This is a genomic window from Paraglaciecola hydrolytica, assembly GCF_001565895.1.
Lineage (GTDB): Bacteria > Pseudomonadota > Gammaproteobacteria > Enterobacterales > Alteromonadaceae > Paraglaciecola > Paraglaciecola hydrolytica.
In genome coordinates, this window is sequence record NZ_LSNE01000006.1 from 154,903 (window position 1) to 173,197 (window position 18,295).

Below are 18,295 nucleotides of genomic sequence, written 5' to 3' on the forward strand. Positions count from 1 at the left end.
GCCTTAGTTAACAAAATCTAGTGGACGTAGTGTGTAAAACGATTTTACTAATCATACGTAACTATCCGTAAAATTTTTTATACCAACTAACAAATTGGCCTATGCCATCAACTAAATTGGTTGATGGGTTGTATCCAACATCAATATTGAGCGCGGATACATCAGCATAAGTATCCGGTACATCACCAGCTTGCATTGGTAGTAGATTTTTTTGTGCTGTTTTTCCTAGTGCGGTTTCGAGAGTTTCAATAAATTCTAATAAATTGACTGGAGTTTGCGCACCAATATTATAAATTTTCCAGGGGGCTTTGCTGGTACTGGGATCAGGGTGTTGACCATTCCAAGCCTTGTTACCGCAAACATTTTGATCCAATGACAATATGATGCCTTTTACGATGTCATCAATGTAAGTAAAGTCTCTGCGGTGGTTACCAAAATTATAAACATCGATAGCTTGATTTTTTAGTATGGCTTGAGTGAATTTAAACAAGGCCATATCAGGTCTACCCCATGGGCCGTAAACGGTGAAAAAGCGCAAGCCAGTGGTTGGTAGCTCATATAAATGACTATAAGTATGTGCCATCAACTCATTTGCTTTTTTACTTGCTGCATATAAAGAGACGGGATGATCTACATTATCTTTAACGGAAAAGGGCATAGCTTCATTGGCACCATATACTGAACTTGATGAAGCATAAACAAGATGTTGTACTTTATGATGACGGCAGCCTTCTAATATGTTCATGAAACCAACGATGTTACTGTCGATATAGGCATGAGGATTTTCGATCGAATACCTAACACCTGCCTGAGCAGCAAGATGGATGACTTTATCAAACTGTTGTTCAGCAAAAAGAGTCTCCATTGCTGAGCGTTCGGCAATATCCATTTTAATAAAGGTAAATAAATGGGCATCCTTGTGTATGGCAAGCTCTTGTAAACGCCCTTGTTTTAATTTGATGTCGTAATAATCATTGATATTGTCTATCCCAACAACAGTATCTCCTCTACTAATGAGGTAGTTGGCAACGTGGAAACCAATAAATCCCGCGACACCGGTTACTAAAACTTTCATTAAATATCCTTTAGAGTAATTCTTGTAACATAGTTTTTATAACAATAATAAAGTCTGCTGGCGGTGACTATGTATATTTGTCATTATATTTATTGATTACAACTAGAAAAGTGATGAGATGTATGTTTAGAACTTTAGTGTTTAGTTTTTTTAAGCTAACAAGTCTAATTTTTATTGTTAGTAATGTTCATGCTCATTCAATCGAAGCTGTCGTGGCAAAAATTAAACCCTCGGTTGTTGGTGTTGGATTATACGATGCACTTGGTGCGCAAACTCATCAACTGCGAGGTACTGGTTTTGTGTTTGGTGACGGTAGTTTGGTGGCGACTAACTATCACGTGGTTTCTCACGATTTAGATCCTAAAGTGGTGCAATATCATATCGTGTTTTCTGGCTCTGGCCGAGCACCCAATATACACAGGGCAGAAATCATTGCCAAAGATCCCATTCATGACCTCGCCATTTTAAAATTGGACACTAAATTAACGCCTGTTGTATTAGCTAGCGATGAGATGCTGAATGACGGTGCTGAAGTACTATTAACAGGTTTTCCGATTGGCGCTATCTTAGGGTTATTTCCAGCTACTCACAGAGGCATTGTCGCTGCATCCAGCCCGGATGTTATCCCCAGTGTTAATTCAAATATGTTGAGTAACAAGTTACTAGAAAAACTCAAAAACCCTTATCTTATTTATCAACTTGATATAACCGCCTATCCAGGTAATAGCGGTAGTCCTCTCTATAATGCCGATAATGGCGAAGTTGTTGGGGTGTTAAATAAAGTGTTTATTAAAGAAAGCAAAGAGACAGTGCTTGAAAAACCATCAGGTATTAGTTATGCCATTCCGATAAAGTACCTTAAGGTGCTTGCAAATGGTGCAAATTTATAAATAATAATCATTATTTTATATTCTGTGTCAGAATACTTTACGAAATAGATTTTTGAAAAAAATAAATCTTTGTATTTCAATCGCTTAACTTGTGGCTTGTAAATTGCTATCAAATTAAAGAAGTTAAATTTAAGGAAATAGTATGAATCTTGATAATCCAGACAGCAATGTCCCATCGACAGACGCTAATACCAGCGTGCGTCGAACATTTCTAAAACGTGCCTCTGCTGGTGCTGTTATTGCTTCAATTCCTGGGCGCTCTGCTTGGGCAACTTCAAATGGCTCTATTGCGGCTTCTGGGCATGGTTCAAACTTCGATCAAGGTGATTGCACTAAATTATTGGGTGTAACTTCATTTAACAATGATAACTATCGAGGTATGTCGTTTAAACATGTTTTTGGTGGTAAACCATTTGATAAACATGGAAATCGAGGCGACGATGATTTCACATTTGGTCAAATATTCGATGCATATAACAGCAACAACAATAGCAATAGCAATAAAAACAAGCGTGGAATAAACAGTGTTAACGTTAGTATGGTTGTTATGTACTTAAACGCAATTAACCATGATAATGGTTCTGGTGTTTTTTACCCTGTATTAGAGCTTCATCATAATAGTAAATCGGTCTTTGCATCTTTTTTATATAATTCGGCAAAAAATAATGCTGCATCTACTGGTATAACATTGAATAAAACAATTAGTGAATATAGTGGCTTTTCGAGTTGCTAAATCACTTATACTTTAAATTTTAGCTTCAATGGTTTTAGTTTGAAATACATACTAAATAAAGGAGTGCTTTGGCACTCCTTTTGTGATCTTTCTGGTTGTGTATTTTTACATTCAATCTCTGGTGAGACATTAAGTGTAAAGTTAAGCGAACTAGAATTAACTCAATTGTTATCCACTCCCTCCAAAATAGAATTATCGGAAGAAAATAAATTGGTTGTCGAATCTCTTGTAAACAAGGGATTTATAAAGCTTGGGATAAGTTAATCGATGCTGAAAAACTACTTATTAGATTTACATCCTTTTTCCTTTTCAGTTAAAACTGATTTACCTCAAGTCATTCAAAATCTATCAACTATCTATGGCAAACAATTAATACAAAATTTTGAAGAAAGTGCTGATTATCAACTTTCTGTTAAAAAATCCTCTGGGATACGCTCGTTTATTCGACCTCAAGCGCAGTTTTTTTGTGATCAACTAGAACCCTTTAAACCCTTAAGCTTTCAAAAAGCTTACGCATTTTTGGAATGGGGAATGAATTGGACAGTAGCAGCTAATGAACTACAGCACGTAATTATCCACTCTGCCGTTTTGGCTAAAGGTAATAAAGCGATATTGTTTCCAGCACCTCCAGGTTCAGGTAAAAGCACGCTGACGGCTTATTTAGCCCATAACGGTTGGCGTTTGTTTTCAGACGAAATGGCACTCATCGTGCCGTTGACTAAAACGGTAATTCCTTTTGTAAGACCAATATGTTTGAAGAATCAGTCAATCGATATCGCAAAAAACTTGTTTCCACATGGTAAATTTTCCGACATTGCAAAAGACACTCATAAGGGCGACGTGATCCACCTTTCTCCGCCTGAATTAAGCTGGGATAATCAAGTAACACCAGCCGAGTTGGTGGCCGTGGTATTTCCCAATTATCGCGCTAATCAAGACTTACAAATTTATCAGTTAGACAAAACCCAAGCCTTTATGCAGTTGGTAGATAATGCTATCAATTACGGGATGTTGCGTGATGTAGCGTTTAAAACCTTAAGCAATATCATTGATGGAGTAAAAACCTTCGAAATTTTCCATAATAATTTGCAAGATGTGGCTGATTTTTTACAACAGGAAATTATTGAGAATGCATGATATTTCTGCTGACTTAGTCATTCGAGTTTATGTCTCACCTGAAAGTGCCACCAAGTTTACTTTTAATCAGTGGCAGAATTTAGTATTAATATTACGCCATCAGCAGTTGCTAGCCTGTTATTCAGCGCGGTTCAAACAAACGTTTTTTTTTGAGCGCATACCTACACGGATACAACGTCATTTTCTTAATGCGGATATCTTAGCCACAAACCATAAAATGCAGGTTAAATATGAAGCGGCAGAATTAACTCGTGATCTGTCAGATCAGGGCGGAGAGTTAATTTTTCTTAAAGGTGCGGGTTATACTTTGGCCAATGCTGCTGTTGGTGAAGGGCGTATTTACAATGATATTGATTTATTGACGGATAAAGAATCGATCGAAGGCGTAGAGAAAAAGATGCGTTTATTGGGGTGGTTAAGCCAAGAATTAACCAGCCATGATGAAAAATATTATCGTAAATGGGCGCATGAAATTCCTCCACTAAGACATGGTAAGCGAGGTACTATTGTCGATATTCACCATAACATTGTGCCTCTTATTTCTGGCCGGCAGATTCAGCCAAGTTTGTTTATGCAACAAAGCGTAAAAACGCCTGAAGGATTTCAGGTGTTATCCGCACCAGCGATGACCTTGCACAGTTTAATTCATTTATTTTTTAATGAAGAAGTCAAAAAGGGTTATAGGGATCTTATTGATATCCATACTTTGATGATGTCGAACAATAATAAAGAGTTTTGGTTGGGTTTAATTCGTCTCGCTAAAGAAACAGGTTTTGGCCTGGAGTTGTTTTTAGCCTGTCGTTATTGTCATAGATTTTTGGGCACTCAAATCCCAGATTATGCAGAGAATGCTATAGCCCAATTCAGACCTTGGAATATTGCTTTTTTGGATTTTATTTATACCAACACCTTACAACCAAATCACCCTATTTGTCAGCCTAAGTTTTTTGGATTGGCAGAGTTTTTGGTACTGCTCAGAGGGCATTTTCAAAAAATGCCGCTACATATACTGATTTACCATTTATTCACCAAAAGCGGCGTGGCAATAATGCAAATGTTATTTGGCAAACATGTGTTTACCAAGCAACTAGATCAACCTTAAGATAATTGAGTTTGGCTTTTACTGCTCTTTCTGTGAGTCTGTTTAAATTCCCGCCTCCTTGTATGCAAAACTGGCTCGGTATAACCATTAGCTTGCTCTTTGCCTTTAAAAATTAACTGGTGAGCGGCTTGAAAAGCAATAGAGTCCTGAGTATTGGATGTCATGCTGATATAGTCTGGATCACTACAATTTTGCTCATCCACCAATTTGGCCATTTTTAATAACGACTTATCTACTTGTTTTGCACTAACAATATTATGTTCCAGCCAGTTGGCAATATGTTGACTTGAGATACGCAGCGTGGCGCGGTCTTCCATCAAACCTACATTATTAATATCAGGTACTTTAGAGCAACCAATGCCCTGATTTATCCAGCGCACCACATATCCCAGAATTCCTTGTACATTATTATCCAGTTCATCCTGAATATTGTCTGGTGTGAGTTTGTGGTCTGCAGTTAGTAAGGGTACTTGCAGCATGTCATCTAACATGCCGGAGTTAAATAAACTCAGTTGTTGACGTTGTGAAAACACATCCAGCTGGTGGTAATGCAGTGCGTGTAGGGTAGCAGCGGTAGGTGAGGGTACCCATGCCGTATTGGCTCCTGATTGAACATGGCCTAATTTAGCCTGCATCATATTGGCCATTTGATCTGGAACAGGCCACATGCCTTTGCCTATTTGCGCCTTGCCCGACATACCGGTTTGTATGCCGTTGATCACATTCAGTTTTTCGTAAGCACTTAGCCAAGCTCTGGTTTTGATCTCAGCTTTAGGCGCAAAGGCACCAAGTAACATCGAAGTATGGATTTCATCACCGGTACGGTCTAAAAATCCAGTATTGATAAATACCACGCGGGCTTTTGCAGCATGTATACAGGCTCTTAAGTTAAGGCTGGTGCGGCGCTCTTCATCCATAATGCCCATTTTGATAGTGTTGGGTGGCAGAGCTAATAATTGTTCTACTCGCGCAAACAAGGTATCAGTAAACGCGACTTCTTCAGGGCCGTGCATTTTAGGTTTAACAATGTAAATACTGCCGGTTAGGCTGTTTTTGTATTGGCCATGATTAAGCAAATCATGTTTAGCTATTAAGGAGGTGATTACAGCATCCATAATGCCTTCGGGGATGGGCTCGCCCTGACACAATATGGCATCGCTGGTCATCAAATGCCCCACGTTTCTGATAAACATCAGGCTACGGCTATTTAAGCTAAAGCTGCTGCCGCGAAAGTCTTGGTATTCACGATTTGGGTTTAATTGTCGTTTTACTAATTTACTACCTTGTTGTACTTCTGCAGTTAAATCACCTTTAATTAAACCTAACCAGTTTTGATAAACCAAGGTTTTATCTTCAGCATCAACGGCTGCTACTGAGTCTTCACAGTCCATTATAGTGGTCAATGCAGCTTCAAGTATTACGTCTTTGAGAGTAGCGGGGTCGCCACTGGCGTTAGGACTGTCAATATCAAACAACAATTCCACATGTAAACCGTGATGAGTAAATAACATGCTGGTAGCTTGCTGTTGTTTGCCATTAAAACCGACAAGCTGACTTGGGTTTTGCAAGCGAGTTGTAGCGCCATCTGCCAAGGTAACAAGCAGTTCACCTGTGTTAATGGCGTAGGCCACACTGGTTTGATGACTGCCAGATTCAAGAGGAAGCAACGAGTCAAGCCAGTTACGTACATAACTAACAACTGCTTTGCCCCTTATTGGATTAAAACCCGGACCTTTAAACTTACCTTCGGTTTCAGCAATAATATCAGAGCCATATACGGCATCGTATAAACTTCCCCATCTGGCATTTGCGGCATTTAGGGCAAAACGGGCATTGTTAATGGGTACTACCAGCTGTGGCCCTGCCATAGTGGCAATTTCTGGATCAACATTTGCTGTCGTAATTGTAAAATCTGCTGGCTCGGGTAACAAATAGCCAATCTCTTTTAAAAAGCTTTTATATTGCTGAGCAGAAGCGCTTTTGTGGTTGATACAAAAGTTATTTATCTGTTGTTGAAGTTCATTTCTTTTTTGTAAAAGAGCTTGGTTAACTGGGGTTAAATCGAATAATAGTTTTTCAAAACCTATCCAAAAATCTGACTCTACCAAGCCTGAATCAGGTAAAACTTGCTGTGTTAAAAAGGTATGTAATTGCGCTGCAATCTGCAGGTTTCCATGCTGGATATAATTATTCATTGTTTGCTCGTTTTATTCATTGCTTAAACGAATATTATTGAATAATTATCATAATGTTTAATTTATGCCATGCATTGCAGCTATTTATTTCATGAATGTGCAAGGCGCTAAGTGATAGCAGATGATTAACTCAGTTCTGCTCCAATATCCGTGATTAAGCGTCTTAGCCAGATATGCCCTGCATCGTGTTGCAATAATGCACTCCAAGCCATTTTTAAGGCGATAGGCGGAATATCAAAAGGTGGCGTTAAAATTTCTACCTGCGGGTCACTTTTATACAAGTTGGCGGCTTTAGAAGGCAAAGTAGCAACAAGGTTTTGCGCTTTGGCTAATTGCAGTGCCACATGATAGTGGCGAGTAAATACACAGATATCGCGTTTTTTGCCGATTTTGGTTAATTCAGCGTCTACCCATCCCAGTTTTTGTACTTCAGTAGGGTCGATCCCTACACCCACACCAAAACCAGTTTTACTCACCCAAATATGTCTGCTCGCCAAATAATTATATAAATCAAACTGCTTAACAATAGGATTACTACTGTTTACCACACAAGAAAAGGTGTCATACCAGATGACCTTTTGATGAAAAGAAAGTGGCAGCTCTTCAAAACGGTTGATAGCCATATCAACACGGCCTTGCTCAACATCGTGAAAACTCACGTCACTTGGGGTGATTAAATCCAGAGTGATATTGGGAGCTAACTGACTTAAGCGTCTGATCACCTCTAAAAGTAAGGTTGATTCGGCATAATCACTGGCCATAATACGAAACGTGCGAGTGCTCGATATTGGTGAAAACTCGGTTTCAGGTTGGATAGCACTCTCGAGTTTAGCTAAGACATCCCGAATAACGGGCTGTAGTTCAGTGGCTCTTTTGGTTGGTGTCATGCCATCGCTGGTGCGCACTAATAATGGATCTTTAAACACATCACGTAAACGTTTTAAACCATTACTCATGGCCGGTTGGGTAATACTTAAATGATTGGCGGCTTTGGTGACACTGCCTTCTCGAAGTAATACATCCAAATAAACCAGCAAGTTAAGATCGATCTTGGCAATATTCATATTTTTAATGGCTTGAAAGAGATAGATTATGTAGCTGAATTCTACGTGGCTGATTTTATAAGGCCAGAGAAAATTTTGTTTTTTAATTATAATAAAAACAATGGGTTATGCGTTAGTGGTTTTATATGACAGAATTTAATACCTAATTTTGCATTCAGGTTATTGATGTAAAGCTTAAGCTAAGATATTTAAGGGCTAGCAATAGCAAAGTGCAGACAAACTGAAGTTAGTGAGTCTGCACCATTGAATTATTTCGTATTAAGGCTAGTTACACGGCTACATCAAATTGATTCATCGTATTATCTTTACCTGAAGCCTTAAGGGCTTGTTCACCAGAAAAATACTCTTTGTGATCATCACCAAGATTAGATCCCGCCATCGCTTGATGTTTCACACAAGCTAACCCTTGACGAATCTCTTGACGTTGTACACCTTTCACGTAGGCCAGCATGCCTTCGCTGCCAAAGTATCCTTTAGCTAAGTTATCAGTAGATAAGGCAGCAGTGTGATAAGTTGGCAAGGTGATTAGGTGATGGAATATGCCAGCTTCACGGGCCGCATCAGCTTGAAAAGTTCTGATCTTATCATCGGCAACTTGAGCTAATTCTGAGTCATCGTATTGCGCTGACATTAAACTTTCACGTTGATAGTTGCTCAAGTCTTTTCCTTCGGTTTGCCACAGGTCAAATACCTGCTGACGGAAACTTAAAGTCCAGTTAAAAGAAGGAGAGTTGTTATATACCAACTTTGCATTGGGTATAGTTTGTCTGATAGCCCGAACCATGTCGCCTATTTGTCCGACATGAGGTTTTTCGGTTTCTATCCACAACAAATCAGCACCGTTTTGTAAGGAGGTGATGCAATCCAGTACTACACGATCAAAACCACTACCGTCTTTAAATTTGTATAAACCATTGGGCAAACGTGTGGGTTTTACTAATTTGCCGTTTTGTTTTAATACCGAATCCCCTTCAGCTAAGTCGTTTACGCTGCTTACTTCCGTAGTATCTAAAAACTGATTGTATTGGGCGGCCAAATCATTAACGTGTTGTGACACGGGGATTTTTTGCGTAAGACCAGCGCCTAATGAATCCGTGCGCGCAACAATGATACCGTCGTCTACGCCCAGTTCTAAAAATGCGTAACGTACCGCATTTATTTTGGCCAAAAAGTCTTCATGGGGTACGGTAACTTTGCCGTCTTGATGACCACATTGTTTGGCATCTGATACTTGGTTTTCAATTTGGATACAACAAGCACCTGCCTCGATCATTTTTTTCGCTAATAGGTAGGTAGCTTCTTCGTTGCCAAAACCGGCATCAATGTCAGCAATAATGGGCACCACATGGGTTTGATAGTTATCAATTTGTGCCATGATTTTACTGGTATTTAGCCCTTCTTGTTGAGCTTGGTCCAATTGCTTGAACAATTCACCTAGTTCACGGGCATCCGCCTGACGTAAAAAGGTATACAACTCTTCGATGAGGGCAGGTACGCTGGTTTTTTCATGCATGGATTGGTCGGGCAGGGGGCCAAATTCAGAACGTAACGCCGCCACCATCCAGCCAGACAAATATAAGTAGCGTTTATCGGTAGTACCATGATGTTTTTTTATCGCTAGCATCTTTTGTTGACCAATAAAACCGTGCCAACAACCTAAGGATTGAGTGTAATTAGTTGGATCTCTGTCATAATCTTCCATATCTTTACGCATAATAGCGGCAGTATATTTGGCTATGTCTAAACCTGTCTTAAAGCGGTTTTGGATCTGCATGCGAGCAGCGTAAGCAGGGCTAATTGCTTTCCAGGTACCCAGCTGTTGGTTGACAAGTTTTTCGACAGAAGCAATATTATTTTGATACTGTGACATTAGGATGTTCCTTTTGTTTGTAGGGTAAGGCGATATGGGAACCTTATTATTATTGTGTTCACCACGTTGCAAACATCCTAAGTCAGAAATACACATATAAAAATACTATATATTTCATTTTCGTTATTCATGTTGTGAATGGTTGTTGTGATTGGATTACGATTATAAGTTGAACAGTTAGGTGTTTGTGCACACAGTGGCTACTATTCATGAGAATGAATGCGTTTTAATATGCATTTATTATGGCCAGCTCAATAGAAACGGTGGGAAATATGTCAGAATTATTAGCATCCATTGATCAAAGAACTCAACTGGTTGGAGAAAACCGACTTGAGTTATTGATGTTTAAATTGGGTACTCGCCATACTTTTGCGTTAAACGTATTTAAAGTCAGAGAAGTCATTACCGTTCCTTTACTTAATCAACTACCTGGCTCTCATGCTCATCTCAAAGGTGTAACAAACTACCGGGGCTCGTCGATCCCTATTATCGATTTACGAGCTGCGATAAAAATGGCCAATAAAACAGATTATCAGCCTGCTAATGTGATCATCACGGAATACAATCGCAGTGTACAAGGTTTCCTTATTGGTCAGATCATGAGCATCATTAATACCTCTTGGAGTAATATTCAGCCTCCTCCCTCTACCGCGGGTAAAAACAATTACTTAACCGCCATCACACAGGTAGACATTGAAGGAGCAAGAGAACTAGTTGAAATTATTGATGTTGAAAAAGTTTTAGCGGAAATTGTTGAGTATGACACCACTATTTCAGCTGAAGTACTGGATGATCAAGTAACTCAGCATCTTAAAGGTAAAAAGATACTTATTGTTGATGACTCGGCAACTGCACGTTGGCAGATCAGAGAAACGCTGCAACAGCTTGGTATCATAATTATTGAACAAAAAGATGGTTTGAAAGCCCTGAACTTATTACGCAGTTGGGCTGATGAAGGCAAAACAGTCACAGACGAAATCCTCATGATGTTCACCGATGCTGAAATGCCAGAAATGGATGGTTATCGCTTAACTGCCGAAGTTCGTCAAGATCCCAGAATGAGCAATTTGTTCATCGCTTTAAATACCTCATTAAGTGGCAGTTTTAATGAAGCCATGGTGGAAAAAGTCGGTTGTAACCGTTTTATTTCAAAGTTTCAGCCCGATTTGTTAGTCGATGTTGTGCAACAGCGTATGCGCCAAGTCCTTAATATAGAAGAATAAAAGGCTAGTCCTAACCTTGTGATATAGCTTTACATAGATTGTTTTAAAGTTTATGGATTTCTCTGCAATTTTTATAGTCATTTTGTCATTAACCTGACTTATACTGCCCTGCCAAATTTGAAGAAACCCTCTGGAGATTGGATGAAAAAGAGTGCAATTTTACTATTAGCTAGCGTGTGTAGTAGCGTATTGGCGAGCCCAGCCCCTAAAAATATCATAATGGTGGTGGGCGATGGTATGGGACCTGAATATACAACAGCTTATCGTATGTACATGGATGATAAGAATACTCCAGAATTAGAATTGACCATATTTGATCAACTATTGGTGGGGATGGCAAGTACCCATCCAGATTTATCTAATGGATATGTTACCGATTCAGCCGCAGGCGCTACGTCTTTAGCCACTGGGGTAAAAACCTATAATGGCGCCATTGGCATGGATATTAACAAACAGCCAGTGCAAACCGTGTTGGAATACGCCAAACAACAGGGGCGTAAAACAGGTGTAGCCGTCACCTCACAAATTAACCATGCGACCCCTGCGGGGTTTTCGGCTCACAATGTTAGTCGGCAAAATTACGATGAAATCGCCAATAGTTATTTTGATCAAAGGATTAATGGTCAATTTACACTGGATGTAATGTTAGGTGGTGGTTGGACGTATTTTATTCGTAAAGACCGCAATCTGGTTGAGGAGTTTAAGCAAGCGGGTTACGAATATATTGATACCATGGCCGCTCTGGCTAACGTTAGCACTGGCAAACCCTTGCTTGGTCTCTTTGATGATACCGGCTTGGCGTGGGCACTAGATGCGCCGAACAAACAACGTTTACCTGCCTTAGTGAATACGGCAGTAAAACAATTGGAAAACGATAAAGGTTTCTTTTTGTTAGTAGAGGGTAGCCAAATTGATTGGGGTGGGCATTCAAATGATATCGCCGCTGCCATGGGTGAAATGCACGATTTGGGCCTTACACTACAATGGTTAGCCGATTACGTAGAGCAACACCCAGACACTCTATTTGTGGTAACAGCTGATCATAGTACTGGCGGCATGACGATAGGTGCCCGTGGTAAGTACGAATGGGATCCGAGTTTTTTACATGGTTTGAAAAGCTCCCCTTCTAATATTGCCAGTTTGTTGGTGGATGCTAAAGATCGAATTGCTGTGGCCAATGAACAACTTGGTTTTGAGCTTAATGACGAGGAACAATCCAAGTTAACAGCAATTAATTCAAAAGATAGTAAAGCGTATTATAAAGCGCTTAAGTCAATACTAGATGTTCGCAGTCATACTGGTTGGACAACCAGCGGACATACCGGTGTGGATGTGCAAATTTTTGCCAAGGGGCCGGGTAGTGATTTGTTTCGTGGTCATCTGGACAATACTGATATAGCAAAAAACGTTTTTAAATTATTAGGTAAAAAATAGTTAGTTCGACGTTTTAAAATTAAAACGCCAGTTTAATACTGGCGTTTTTCGGTTTAGTTCTAGGCTTATTTAACGCAGTGCGTTGTTTTTAGCTCGCCACTCGAAGCTCGTAACTAAAAGCTAATGGTTTATTTAGTTTCGGCTAAAAAGTGATCCAACTCTTGACCCGTAAGTTTTTTGATTTGGGCAAAGATATACCATAGGGCACCAAGCAGCATGATCATGCTGGGGATAACGATAACGGGGTAACTTAGCGCCGTCATACGTCCTAGTTCTTCAGTGTATTCGGTGGTGCCAGGTGGGCTGACTAAGATGACTTTGGCTAGTATGTAATTAAGGGCCGCTGATAAGAAAAAAGATCCCGCAACAATATACGAACTAATTGCCATCTTTTTTTCAAACAAAGAGTGTGTACCGGTGTTTTCGAGTGATTGATTAAGATTCTGCCAATTAATGATTTGCTCGTTTAGAACAAACACCTTGAGCAGTGGTTTACTGGTACGTTGGGTAATCAATACGGCTAAACCTATGATCGCAGGAATTGCAGCCTCTTTAATAGCGATATATTCAGCCGGAAGTTTTAATAGACTGATACCGCCAGTAAGAATAACACTAACAATACCCAGTATGGAAAAAGCATTCACCTTACCTGATTGTTTTAAATCCCATAGGCCAAAACCGATAGGGAATAGTAGTGCTACCACTATGCTCCAAGCAGGACCCAGGCTGTCTTCTCCGCTCAACTTGGTCATGATCAATACAGGGATTACAATATTGAATGCTAAATTGCCTAACATGCCACCCGGTTTTTTCTGATTTTCTTCGCTCATTTTAACCCTACTGTAATTCTATATTTGCTTTGCCATTATAGGCAGATTGCTTGTGCAGACCTATCAATACTTTCAACAACCAGAACTACTTTGGTTTAGCCCAAAGTTTGGCTGCAATTAACCCCGCCGCAAAACCAAATAAATGAGATTCCCAAGACACAAAAGGGCTGGTGGGCATAACACCAAAAATCAGTCCTCCATAAAAAAACGCGACGAGTAAAGAAATGATCAGTAGTTTGAAGCTTTTACTTAAAAATCCTGCCAAAACTAAATAACCAAAATAGCCGTATATCAGCCCACTGGCTCCGATATGGCTGGCAGAGCGGCCAAACAACCAGACTAAAATCCCACCTAAAATGATGATCCACAGACTGACCAGTAAATAGCGCCTAAGACCGTATTGCAACATGAGGTAGGTGAAAATAGCCACAGGTATAAGGTTAGACAAAAAGTGTTGCAGACTACCGTGAATAAACGGTCCTAAAATAATGCCTTTTAAACCGGGTACATAGCGAGGGATATTACCTAATTGATTGAGCATTCTACCGCTAAATAGATTGATCACTTCAATGGCGACTAATACCGCCAACAGGATAACTATCCATTTGATTTGTTGTTTAGTATCCCATTTTTTTGTTAGTACATTCATATAAGCCTGTTTGACCACTGTGACTACCCTAGGCCATAGTCTGAATTAATTTTTATGTTTTAGTCGTGTCCAATTGTCACAAAATAATATGTGGCAAATAACGCGAAAGATCCTGAGTGATAGGGGAGGAGTCCTCACGTACCGAAATACCTGCGGCTTGATCGTTAACTAACCAAGAGCCAATCAAAGTATGATTTTTGCCAAAGGTAGGCAAGGGAGCGTAGGCTTGATAAATAAATCCTTCTTCACCATAGGGACCTTGGCCAGTAACAATGGTTTTACCATTCTCAAGTAAACTAATATTGGCGCCTTCGCGGGAGAATAGCGGCTTTTTAATTAATTTAGTCTCACTTGCTTCACTTAAATCGTCTTCAAAATAAGAGGGCAATAGATTGGGGTGCTTAGGGAACATTTTCCATAACATCGGCAGTAAAGCCTTGTTAGATAATACGGATTTCCACAGGGGTTCAATCCAGTTCACTTGTGCCGGTATGATGGCCGTAGCAAATTCTTCACGTTGCATAAATTCCCAAGGATAAAGCTTAAATAGGGAATTGATGACATGGTCTTGCAGGTCGGTAAAGTGACCACACTCGCTCAGGCCAATATCTTCTATATAGACAAAAGGGCTGCTTAAACCCGCTTCACTGGCACAGTCTTGTAAGTACTGTACTGTGCCACGGTCTTCAGTCGTGTCTTTGCAGCACGCAAAATGCAAACTGTTTATTCCGTAAAAATCAGCAATGTTGCTTAGTTGGTGGATGAGCTTTTCTTGTAGAGAATTAAATTGATCGGCTTGTTTGCTGAGCTTGCCAGCATTGACTTGGTCTTCTAACCACAGCCATTGCCAAAAACCAGATTCATACAAAGACGTAGGTGTATCTGCATTATTTTCATAGAGTTTTGCTGGGCCTTTGCCATGATAAGCAAAGTCTAAACGAGAATATAGACTCGGGGTTTTAGCCTGCCATGAGTCTGCAATAGGTTGCCAAAACTCGTGGGGGATCTGAAATTTTTGTAGCAACTCTTCATCTTTAACTACCTTGTCTACCACAGCTAAACACAGCTGGTGAATTTCCAAGGTAGGCTCTTCTATATCCTGCTCAATTTGTTGGAGGGTAAATTGGTAATAGGCGCTTTCATCCCAATAAGGTTCACCTTGTAGGGTATGAAAGCTAAAACCAAATTCGGCTGCTTTTTTACGCCAATTTTGCCGTTCCTGAATACCTACTCTTAACATGGTACTTAGATTAACCGCCCCAACTGCTTTTAGATGAACTACTGCCCCATGAGGATTTTGCTCGTACGCTACTGCCAAAACCGCCGCGACTCATGGTTTTTGCCACTGTAGGTTTAGGTTTAAACACCTCTTTGTTAACCCGCATATTACGTTGGCGCTGATCACCAAAATCATAACCGTCTGAGCCAACCCAGCGATTACGAAAAGGTGAATTACCCGAATAGGAAGTAAACATTGGCTGGCTGTAATAACCCCGAGGCGACAATAAATTGCTCAGCATGTAGCCAGCCATAAAGGGCATAAAAAATGAGCCACTTTCGTTACGAACAACCCTACATTGATTGGTGCCAAAATCCGTTTCACAATCTTGGGCAGAAGCATATTTAGGCGCTGTGCGCTCTGCTTCTTCTACTGCTTGCTGATAGGCCGTTCTACATTGCTCGGCCATACTGGGGTTGGCCGCGGCGCATTCATCTGCATTTGTGTAGATGGTGGCCTGTTCCTTTTCTTCGCCACAAGCGCTGAGAAAAATCGCAGCTATGCCCAAAGCTAAAGGCTTAATACTAAAACCCTTACGCATGCGGGATATATTGATTGAACTCGAGCGTTTCTGACTCGGTTTTTGTGTGGTAACTCTTTGTGGAGTACCTTGGTATGAAGTAACTACAGGACGCATATCAATCCTCCTAATAGCTCATGCAAGCAGCGTTAAGCAGACCAACCGATACTGACATCGCCGCTAACATAGTGCCTGCGGAGACTTCGTTTTGGTTAATGCGTTCGGCAATTTTTGGCATAAAAGTAAAACGTAGCAGCGCAAAAGCTATTGATTGGGCGATGATGGCTACTATGCCCCATACTACAAAATCAATGATAGACAGGGAATTAGTCGCGGCACCTGCCAAAGCAATGCTGAAACCTATCATCGCACCACCAAAACCGACAGCTGCTGCGAGGTTTTTATCCTCTTTGACTAACTTCCATTCGTCGTGGGGAGTGACAAAGGCGTAAATAATCTTAAAAACAAAAAGTAGTACCACTGAGATGGCAAAATACAGGGCAAAATTAGCCAAGCCTGCAATTGAATGTAAAATCATGTCCATGTTGAATCCTCTTTTTAGTCGATAAATATTGGTTTAGCCGTTAATCGTAATATCACCCTGAGTTAAATTGAAACCGGTACTTATTACTAAACAACGATCAAAGTTGTCATTCACCAGTTTTTCTTCCGCGCTGATCAGTAAGGTTTCAACTTCTCCACCATCAAGCTGTCTTTCATACAACATCACAAACTGATCGGTTTCGCTGACATCACCGTCTTCTTCATAGGTCTTTTCAGTCATTGCTACTGGCGGCGATTCATCCCCTACTGCATCCCACACTCGGGTAAAACGAGTGTCTTCCAATGGATATTGAGCTTTAGAGATTCCGTCTTTTATTAAAGATTTCCACTGTTGCTCATTACCAATCGTCGTCGTGCTGTAAAAGTACCACAGCTTGACATCGGTAATGTGGTTTTCGGTATCACCGCCGTCCAAAATGACCTGCAAAAAGGCATCGTCGTCAGTGTAAAAACGTAATATTTTTCCACCGGTATCGAGATTAACTTCGCCCACGGCTTGAATAATGTGGGTCGATGCGGCCTTTTCGATAATCAACTGCGGTTCGAGCATGCGTAACTTAAGAGGTTCGATTTGAAATGAACCACCCAGATACAAGCCCATAATTTCTGGCGTACTGGCTTTAGGTTCAGGCTTTTTACCAAACAAGCGGCTAAACATATTTTTCTCCACTGAACTCATTCCAGTTAAAACGCTGGATGCGCTCATCGGCAATATAAAAAATCTTATCACCTGGGTTCACTATTTGATCAAGGTCAGGATTAACCTCAATTGAGAGTTTTTGGTGAGCACGTGACAAGCCAATTAAGGTGGCACGGTAATCCCGTTTTAAGCCAATAAACAACTTGCTTACCAATAATGGTGAAACGTTTTCAGGGATAGAAACTGAATATTGAGCATTGCCTTCATCCACATCTAAGAGGTCGTGGTGCAATAAACTGGAACCTGGGTCAAAAGCCGCTTTGGCTAACATTTCAACCGCGACGCTGGGAGTGCATTCCACATTGGGGCAGTGTTTTTGCAACAAAGGCACCAAGGTTTCGTCATTAAAATATGCCACCATTTGGGCATTGGGATTTCGCTGACTGCAATACAGCGCGGTAGTCATGGTCAGATCATCTTCTGGATTATCCATCAAAATCACTTTAGCTCGAGCCACACAAGCGCGATCCATGTCCTGATCATTGCTAAAGGTGGTGACTTTTACAAACTCAATGTCGTCAGGCAAAGGATTAGTGATTTCAGCCCGCACACATAAAACAATAGTGGGGTTTTCTGCAACTGACTTTTTTTCACGGATAAGCAAATTCAACAAGCGCATGGTGCGCTGACCATTCCAGCCCAGCACCAATATATGGTTCTCTACATGTAAATCTTTCAAACCTCTTACTCCTTTTTGCCATTGGTCAGACACCCATTTAGCACCATGGCCTAAAATCAGTGCAAAGATACTTAAACCCAGGGGGATGACATAAAAAGAAACGATGTATTTACCGGCTGTGGTAGACGGCGCTAGATCGCCATAACCTACAGTGGAACCCGTCACAGCTAACCAATAAATAAAATTGGTGGTTTGGGTTAAGTTTTCTTCGCCTGCTAGCCACAATAATATCCAACTTGTACAGGCATAAAAAAATAGCGCCAGTACAATGCTGTACCAGCGCATATCTGCGAATACTCTGATTATTAATTTACGTACCTTTACACTGAGCATGCAGAATTACTGTTCCAT

The 18,295-nt window shown here is 40.5% G+C and carries 17 protein-coding genes; 6 read left to right on the forward strand and 11 right to left on the reverse strand.

Features of this window, described 5'->3' with window-relative positions:
• Positions 1-61: 61 nt before the first annotated feature.
• Entirely contained in the window at positions 62-1,075 is a 1,014-nt protein-coding gene (locus AX660_RS12725) for an NAD-dependent epimerase (protein WP_068377522.1), read from the reverse strand.
• 122 nt (positions 1,076-1,197) lie between these two features.
• On the opposite strand from AX660_RS12725, the gene AX660_RS12730 reads away from it, so the two are divergent.
• The 4 genes from AX660_RS12730 to AX660_RS12745 all read left to right on the forward strand — a co-directional run bounded on the left by AX660_RS12730 (position 1,198) and on the right by AX660_RS12745 (position 4,937).
• Positions 1,198-1,965: a S1 family peptidase gene (locus tag AX660_RS12730; RefSeq protein WP_068377525.1), complete on the forward strand. Its 768-nt coding sequence runs from the start codon at positions 1,198-1,200 to the stop codon at positions 1,963-1,965.
• Between the two features lie 142 nt (positions 1,966-2,107).
• Positions 2,108-2,698 carry a hypothetical protein gene (locus AX660_RS12735; RefSeq protein WP_068377532.1) on the forward strand — a complete coding sequence of 197 codons (591 nt, stop codon included), beginning with the start codon at positions 2,108-2,110 and terminating at the stop codon, positions 2,696-2,698.
• A 267-nt stretch (positions 2,699-2,965) separates the two neighbouring features.
• Positions 2,966-3,835 carry an HprK-related kinase A gene (locus tag AX660_RS12740; protein WP_068377535.1) on the forward strand — a complete coding sequence of 290 codons (870 nt, stop codon included), beginning with the start codon at positions 2,966-2,968 and terminating at the stop codon, positions 3,833-3,835.
• Complete coding sequence (locus AX660_RS12745) at positions 3,828-4,937, forward strand: nucleotidyltransferase family protein (RefSeq protein ID WP_068377538.1); 1,110 nt, start codon at positions 3,828-3,830, stop codon at positions 4,935-4,937. Before AX660_RS12740 ends, AX660_RS12745 begins: the two co-directional genes overlap by 8 nt.
• Here the strand turns inward: AX660_RS12745 and AX660_RS12750 are convergent.
• From AX660_RS12750 to AX660_RS12760, 3 genes are all read right to left on the reverse strand, one after another.
• Complete coding sequence (locus AX660_RS12750; RefSeq protein ID WP_068377540.1) at positions 4,934-7,132, reverse strand: malate synthase G; 2,199 nt, start codon at positions 7,130-7,132, stop codon at positions 4,934-4,936. The genes AX660_RS12745 and AX660_RS12750 overlap by 4 nt on opposite strands.
• A gap of 125 nt (positions 7,133-7,257) precedes the next feature.
• Positions 7,258-8,196, reverse strand: coding sequence for a LysR family transcriptional regulator (locus tag AX660_RS12755; protein ID WP_068377542.1), 939 nt, complete (start codon positions 8,194-8,196; stop codon positions 7,258-7,260).
• A 268-nt stretch (positions 8,197-8,464) separates the two neighbouring features.
• Positions 8,465-10,066 carry an isocitrate lyase gene (locus AX660_RS12760; protein WP_068377548.1) on the reverse strand — a complete coding sequence of 534 codons (1,602 nt, stop codon included), beginning with the start codon at positions 10,064-10,066 and terminating at the stop codon, positions 8,465-8,467.
• A 272-nt stretch (positions 10,067-10,338) separates the two neighbouring features.
• On the opposite strand from AX660_RS12760, the gene AX660_RS12765 reads away from it, so the two are divergent.
• On the forward strand, positions 10,339-11,289 hold the full coding sequence (locus AX660_RS12765; protein WP_068377914.1) for a chemotaxis protein CheV: 951 nt from the start codon (positions 10,339-10,341) through the stop codon (positions 11,287-11,289).
• A 141-nt stretch (positions 11,290-11,430) separates the two neighbouring features.
• Positions 11,431-12,723: an alkaline phosphatase gene (locus tag AX660_RS12770; protein ID WP_068377552.1), complete on the forward strand. Its 1,293-nt coding sequence runs from the start codon at positions 11,431-11,433 to the stop codon at positions 12,721-12,723.
• Positions 12,724-12,851: 128 nt separating this feature from the next.
• Here AX660_RS12770 and AX660_RS12775 read toward each other — a convergent pair whose 3' ends face one another.
• The 7 genes from AX660_RS12775 to AX660_RS12805 all read right to left on the reverse strand — a co-directional run bounded on the left by AX660_RS12775 (position 12,852) and on the right by AX660_RS12805 (position 18,277).
• The gene (locus AX660_RS12775; RefSeq protein ID WP_068377554.1) at positions 12,852-13,553 is read right to left on the reverse strand and encodes a VC0807 family protein; all 702 of its coding nucleotides are present in this window, start codon (positions 13,551-13,553) and stop codon (positions 12,852-12,854) included.
• Positions 13,554-13,638: 85 nt separating this feature from the next.
• Entirely contained in the window at positions 13,639-14,202 is a 564-nt protein-coding gene (locus tag AX660_RS12780; RefSeq protein ID WP_068377916.1) for a rhomboid family intramembrane serine protease, read from the reverse strand.
• A gap of 76 nt (positions 14,203-14,278) precedes the next feature.
• Positions 14,279-15,442 carry a glutathionylspermidine synthase family protein gene (locus tag AX660_RS12785; protein WP_068377557.1) on the reverse strand — a complete coding sequence of 388 codons (1,164 nt, stop codon included), beginning with the start codon at positions 15,440-15,442 and terminating at the stop codon, positions 14,279-14,281.
• 10 nt (positions 15,443-15,452) lie between these two features.
• Positions 15,453-16,118: a DUF1190 family protein gene (locus tag AX660_RS12790; RefSeq protein WP_082768901.1), complete on the reverse strand. Its 666-nt coding sequence runs from the start codon at positions 16,116-16,118 to the stop codon at positions 15,453-15,455.
• A gap of 10 nt (positions 16,119-16,128) precedes the next feature.
• Positions 16,129-16,545 carry a DUF350 domain-containing protein gene (locus tag AX660_RS12795; protein WP_068377558.1) on the reverse strand — a complete coding sequence of 139 codons (417 nt, stop codon included), beginning with the start codon at positions 16,543-16,545 and terminating at the stop codon, positions 16,129-16,131.
• A gap of 33 nt (positions 16,546-16,578) precedes the next feature.
• Positions 16,579-17,223: a YjfK family protein gene (locus AX660_RS12800; RefSeq protein ID WP_068377559.1), complete on the reverse strand. Its 645-nt coding sequence runs from the start codon at positions 17,221-17,223 to the stop codon at positions 16,579-16,581.
• Positions 17,216-18,277 (reverse strand): potassium channel family protein, encoded by a 1,062-nt coding sequence (locus tag AX660_RS12805; protein WP_068377564.1) that lies wholly within the window; start codon positions 18,275-18,277, stop codon positions 17,216-17,218. Before AX660_RS12805 ends, AX660_RS12800 begins: the two co-directional genes overlap by 8 nt.
• Positions 18,278-18,295: the final 18 nt, after the last annotated feature.

What these genes read in the sequence shown, in the direction of transcription:
- AX660_RS12760 (WP_068377548.1), bottom strand. Translation starts at nt 10,066, where the DNA reads ATGTCACAGTATCAAAATAATATTGCTTCTGTCGAAAAACTTGTCAAC.
- AX660_RS12765 (WP_068377914.1), top strand. Translation starts at nt 10,339, where the DNA reads ATGTCAGAATTATTAGCATCCATTGATCAAAGAACTCAACTGGTTGGA.
- AX660_RS12755 (WP_068377542.1), bottom strand. Translation starts at nt 8,196, where the DNA reads ATGAATATTGCCAAGATCGATCTTAACTTGCTGGTTTATTTGGATGTA.
- AX660_RS12750 (WP_068377540.1), bottom strand. Translation starts at nt 7,132, where the DNA reads ATGAATAATTATATCCAGCATGGAAACCTGCAGATTGCAGCGCAATTA.
- AX660_RS12780 (WP_068377916.1), bottom strand. Translation starts at nt 14,202, where the DNA reads ATGAATGTACTAACAAAAAAATGGGATACTAAACAACAAATCAAATGG.
- AX660_RS12740 (WP_068377535.1), top strand. Translation starts at nt 2,966, where the DNA reads ATGCTGAAAAACTACTTATTAGATTTACATCCTTTTTCCTTTTCAGTT.
- AX660_RS12745 (WP_068377538.1), top strand. Translation starts at nt 3,828, where the DNA reads ATGCATGATATTTCTGCTGACTTAGTCATTCGAGTTTATGTCTCACCT.
- AX660_RS12800 (WP_068377559.1), bottom strand. Translation starts at nt 17,223, where the DNA reads ATGTTTAGCCGCTTGTTTGGTAAAAAGCCTGAACCTAAAGCCAGTACG.
- AX660_RS12770 (WP_068377552.1), top strand. Translation starts at nt 11,431, where the DNA reads ATGAAAAAGAGTGCAATTTTACTATTAGCTAGCGTGTGTAGTAGCGTA.
- AX660_RS12790 (WP_082768901.1), bottom strand. Translation starts at nt 16,118, where the DNA reads ATGCGTCCTGTAGTTACTTCATACCAAGGTACTCCACAAAGAGTTACC.
- AX660_RS12805 (WP_068377564.1), bottom strand. Translation starts at nt 18,277, where the DNA reads ATGCTCAGTGTAAAGGTACGTAAATTAATAATCAGAGTATTCGCAGAT.
- AX660_RS12795 (WP_068377558.1), bottom strand. Translation starts at nt 16,545, where the DNA reads ATGGACATGATTTTACATTCAATTGCAGGCTTGGCTAATTTTGCCCTG.
- AX660_RS12735 (WP_068377532.1), top strand. Translation starts at nt 2,108, where the DNA reads ATGAATCTTGATAATCCAGACAGCAATGTCCCATCGACAGACGCTAAT.
- AX660_RS12725 (WP_068377522.1), bottom strand. Translation starts at nt 1,075, where the DNA reads ATGAAAGTTTTAGTAACCGGTGTCGCGGGATTTATTGGTTTCCACGTT.
- AX660_RS12785 (WP_068377557.1), bottom strand. Translation starts at nt 15,442, where the DNA reads ATGTTAAGAGTAGGTATTCAGGAACGGCAAAATTGGCGTAAAAAAGCA.
- AX660_RS12730 (WP_068377525.1), top strand. Translation starts at nt 1,198, where the DNA reads ATGTTTAGAACTTTAGTGTTTAGTTTTTTTAAGCTAACAAGTCTAATT.
- AX660_RS12775 (WP_068377554.1), bottom strand. Translation starts at nt 13,553, where the DNA reads ATGAGCGAAGAAAATCAGAAAAAACCGGGTGGCATGTTAGGCAATTTA.